The organism is Azotobacter beijerinckii (assembly GCF_900110885.1).
Lineage (GTDB): Bacteria > Pseudomonadota > Gammaproteobacteria > Pseudomonadales > Pseudomonadaceae > Azotobacter > Azotobacter beijerinckii.
Window position 1 is genome coordinate 1 of sequence record NZ_FOFJ01000124.1, and the last position, 4218, is coordinate 4218.

The window sequence follows — 4218 nt, forward strand, 5'->3', positions numbered from 1 at the left end:
CGGCGTCTCAATGTGCTGGGGTTTCTGAGTCGCCAGGGCAAGCTGATTTACCACACGACCACCGACACCGTGACGACGAAGGTGGTCATCGAGGCTTTCGATCGCCTGCTCGAACAGAAGTCGCCGGAGGCCTTTGCGATCGTCGTGCTCGACAATGCCAGCATTCATCGCTCGGCCTTGTTTCTGCGCAAGGAACTGGAGTGGAGAGCGCAACGGCTCTACGTGATCTTCCTGCCAACGTACTCACCTGAGCTCAACCTGATCGAGATCCTCTGGCGGAAAATCAAGTACGAATGGCTGCCTGTAACGGCTTACCAGAGCTTCCTGTCACTCACCAGCCATGTGCTCGAGGTGCTATCAGGTTACGGCGAAAAATATCTGATTAATTTTGTATACTAACTTACCAGCGCGGGAAAAATCCCGAGCTGGATATGCCCGAGTTCAGCCTCGACAACCTGTCGCGCCACGATCCAGGGGCTTATGGCCCGGCGGGCGGAATTCCTCGCCGAGCGGGTCGACGGCATCTTTCGCAACCTCTCGCGCTCGCATGTGACCAACACGCCCGAAGGCTTCGCCAAACGGATGATCCTGAGCCATATCTACTCGGATTTCGGAACCACCGATCACGACCGCGAAGGCTACATCCACGACCTAAGGCTGGTCATCGCCAAGTTCATGGGGCGCGACGACCCCAGACGCGACACGACGACCCGCCTGCTCAACCTGGCCAGGGCCCATCGCGGCGAGTGGATCGAGGCCGACTGCGGCAGCCTGCGTGTGAGGGGCTACAAGGTGGGCACGGCGCATCTGGAGGTGCATCCGGACATGGCCTGGCGCCTGAACGGTATCCTAGCCTTCCTGCACCCCATGGCCATTCCGGAGAGTGCCCGCACCCGCCCCAAGCGCGCCAAGGCCTGCGGTTTCAAGAGCAAGGCCCTTTTCGACCGGCCGATCTCCAACGCGGCGGCCGGCGTCCTCGCCGCCATGGAGCCGTATTTCACCCTGGAGCCATCCACCAGTTTCCGCCATGAGTACGACCGCAAATTCGTGCCCAACACGCTCTGCATACGGTACAGCTCGGCCGAGCCGTCCAGGCACCTGCTTGAGGAGGTGGGCAGCGTGCTGGAAGCCCTGGGCGGCGTTGCGTGCAACGGTGGCAAGCACAAGAACCTGCGCTACTGGCAGTTCGACTACAACCCCGAGCAAATCGTCAAGGCCGTGGCCGTGAGCGGCCAGCTTCCGGACGCCAAGGCCCACCAGTTCTATCCCACCCCGGTCCCGGTCGCCGAACGCCTGGTGCAGTGGCTCGACATCCAGCCGACCGAGACCTGCCTCGAGCCGCAAGCCGGCCAGGGCGGCATCGCCGACCTGTTGCCGAAGGACCGGACCCTATGCGTCGAGGTCAGCCCGCTGCACTGCAAGATCCTGCGCGAGAAGGGGCATACCCCGATCGAGGGGGATTTTCTCGCCTGGAATCCCGGCACCCGGTTCGATGTGGTGGCCTGCAACCCGCCGTACAGCGAAGGCCGCTGGCAGGCGCACCTGCGCCACGCCGGCACCCTGGTCGAGGCGGGCGGCCGTCTCGGCGCGGTCCTGCCGCTGAGCGCCCGCCAGCAGGCGGCCGAGCTGTTGCCGGGCTTCGATCTGGAGTTTTCCACCCCCATCGACAACGCTTTTTCCGGCACCTCGATCAGCGTCCTGCTGCTGAAGGCCACGAAAGCCAAGCCGAAAGACGGACAGATGGGCCTTGGCCTGTAGGCCGTTCGGTTTTCCGTGACAGCGCCGGGCTTGCGGGTATGGCTCGGTTGGTCTCTGGCAGAGAGTTCCAGGCAGCCACCAGCGGCTCCCGTTCCACCCACACAAAGCATATGTCTTGCATATGCTTTGATCTGTTGCTACATTGCATATGTCCAACATATGTTTGAGGGGGTGAGTATGCGTACCGTCTCTATTTTCAGGAACGGCAAGAATCAGGCGATTCGACTGCCGAACGACATGGCCTATGAAGGCGTCGGGGAGCTGGAGATTACGCGCGAAGGTGACGTAATCACGCTTCGTCCGGTACGGCCAACGTGGCAGTCCCTAGCTGGCGTGCCGAAAGCCGATGCCGACTTTCTACAAGAGCGCCCGACTGTTGTCGGTGATGAAGGCAGGTTCAATCTGTGACTGCGACGACCTACATGCTCGATACCTGCATTTGCTCGTTCATCATGCGGGAACTCCCGGAGTCGGTTTTACAACGGCTGGCGGCAGAGGTTAGCCAAGGCAATCGAATCGTTATTTCTGCCGTCACCTACGCCGAAATGCGTTATGGCCAGATCGGCAAGAAAGCCTCAGCCAGGCATAAAACGCTGGTCGATGAATTCGTGAAGCGGCTAGATGCCGTGTTGCCGTGGGATCAACGCGCCGTAGATGCGACCGTTGAAGTCATGCAAGCGCTGACCAAGGCGGGCACGCCAATCGGCCACAATGACACGGCTATCGCAGGTCATGCGATAGCCTCCGGCTGCACGCTAGTGACAAACAATATTCGTGAGTTTGGCCGTGTACCTGGCCTTGTACATGAGGACTGGGTTTAGACGCCGCTCCGCTCAGCTATTGCGAAATCGCGCCTCGACCGGCTTAGAACGACCCGAAGCGGACATTGTTGAGGCAGATTGTATCGGCTCTTTACATAGCACAAGAAGGATTGGTTATAGTCAGCGTCCATGTCAGTGAAGGGATTCACAATGATGCTCGACCACCGACCGGCCACCTCTGCCGATGTCCCGACACTATGCACATTTCCTCAGACAGCTGAAGAGCTGTTCTTCATGTTTCCGAAGGCGGAATACCCCCTCACCGAGCCTCAACTATTAGCAGCGATTAGCCAACGATTTGAATGCACGGTGGTGACGGACGATCAGGCTGTTATTGCTTTTGCAAACTTCTATCGAGCCGAGCGCCAAGGAGTCTGCTGCATCGGGAATGTCATTGTCGCACCGAGCGCTAGGGGTCGTGGTGTAGCAACCTACCTCGTGGAAACTATGATGGGGATTGCACATCAGCGATATGAAGCATCGGAGGTGCAAATATCCTGTTTTAATCACAATACAGCAGGTCTCCTTTTGTATCGAAAACTCGGGTTCGAGCCTTTCGAAATTGAAGCGCGAACTTCTTCTGTGCAGGATAGGGTGGCCTTGGTGCATATGCGCCGGGTCCAGCTCTTATATTGATATGCGAAGATGCAGTAGATAAGTGAGGGTGCCATGGAAATTACAGGAATACCATTTGGAGTGACCGACTGGTCAAAAATTAAAGCGACGGAACACTTTGGCGAAACCGGAACTGCTTATTGGCGAACTTGCCAGTTTGGCTCAATTCGTGTTCGTATGATTGAGTACACTCCAGGCTATCTCGCAGATCACTGGTGCTCAAAAGGCCATATCCTTCTCTGTTTGGAAGGCGAACTACACACTGAGCTAGCAGATGGTCGCAGATTTACCCTCACGCCTGGCATGAGCTATCAAGTGGCTGACTGCGCAGAGCCTCATCGTTCGTTTACATCAGTTGGCGCCAAGCTTTTTGTGGTTGATTGAAGGCTGTGTCTAACATACGGTTAAAGTCGCTTGCTTGGTTCACTGGGACGAGCTAAAGCGGCTCCTTAATCTAAATCGTTGTCCACCTCTGGCCGTTGCCTGACGTGACCGGCAGGTTTGGGTCGCGCTGTGCCGGTGGTGTCCGGCTCAGTCCGACCCGCAGAAGACAGTCGAGTTGAAAGTTATTTCAGCGCAACGGCCCTAGTTCTTTGCATTGTCAGTCGCCCGATAATTCGCAAAAGCGGATTCGATTACAAAATGGATCAATTACTTCTAATACCTGTCCCCAACCAGTATATTGAATAGAGGGCTTCGAGTAACCATAGTTTTTCGCTGTGAGCTCGGCGTGCAACTCACCAACGCCAATAACTGGGACGAAGATCGTAGAGCCTGGTGTGGCGTCGCCATGATGCTCAGTCAGATGAACAACAAGGTCGCCCCTACGGGCTTGAAGATACAGCGGAAAATTTTTTTCAAAACGATGTTCCCAATCGACGCTGAATCCAAGGAAATCAATATAGAACTCTTTCGCCTTGGTCTCAGAAAAAATTCTAAGCAACGGTATGGCGCTCGAAGTTTGCATCCTTTCACCTATCGTTTGGCCAAAATAAGAGTTTAACCCAGTGGCTGCTCCTGGCCG

At 56.5% G+C, this 4218-nt stretch carries 7 protein-coding genes; 6 read left to right on the forward strand and 1 reads right to left on the reverse strand.

Annotation, left to right across the window (positions count from 1 at the left end):
* The 6 genes from BMY22_RS22790 to BMY22_RS22815 form a co-directional block, all read left to right on the forward strand.
* The coding region (locus BMY22_RS22790; protein WP_208599383.1) for a transposase at positions 1-399 on the forward strand (399 nt) is incomplete at its 5' end.
* Between the two features lie 30 nt (positions 400-429).
* The gene (locus tag BMY22_RS22795) at positions 430-1758 is read left to right on the forward strand and encodes a DUF4942 domain-containing protein (RefSeq protein ID WP_341865024.1); all 1329 of its coding nucleotides are present in this window, start codon (positions 430-432) and stop codon (positions 1756-1758) included.
* A gap of 177 nt (positions 1759-1935) precedes the next feature.
* Positions 1936-2166 (forward strand): type II toxin-antitoxin system VapB family antitoxin, encoded by a 231-nt coding sequence (gene vapB, locus BMY22_RS22800; protein WP_040107521.1) that lies wholly within the window; start codon positions 1936-1938, stop codon positions 2164-2166.
* 14 nt (positions 2167-2180) lie between these two features.
* Complete coding sequence (locus BMY22_RS22805) at positions 2181-2579, forward strand: type II toxin-antitoxin system VapC family toxin (RefSeq protein WP_090625596.1); 399 nt, start codon at positions 2181-2183, stop codon at positions 2577-2579.
* 150 nt (positions 2580-2729) lie between these two features.
* A complete protein-coding gene (locus BMY22_RS22810; RefSeq protein ID WP_090625598.1) occupies positions 2730-3215 on the forward strand; it encodes a GNAT family N-acetyltransferase in 486 nt (161 codons plus the stop codon).
* A 33-nt stretch (positions 3216-3248) separates the two neighbouring features.
* Entirely contained in the window at positions 3249-3578 is a 330-nt protein-coding gene (locus tag BMY22_RS22815) for a DHCW motif cupin fold protein (RefSeq protein WP_090625593.1), read from the forward strand.
* Positions 3579-3795: 217 nt separating this feature from the next.
* Here the strand turns inward: BMY22_RS22815 and BMY22_RS22820 are convergent, their stop codons facing one another.
* On the reverse strand, positions 3796-4173 hold the full coding sequence (locus tag BMY22_RS22820; RefSeq protein WP_425265989.1) for a glyoxalase superfamily protein: 378 nt from the start codon (positions 4171-4173) through the stop codon (positions 3796-3798).
* Positions 4174-4218 lie beyond the last annotated feature (45 nt).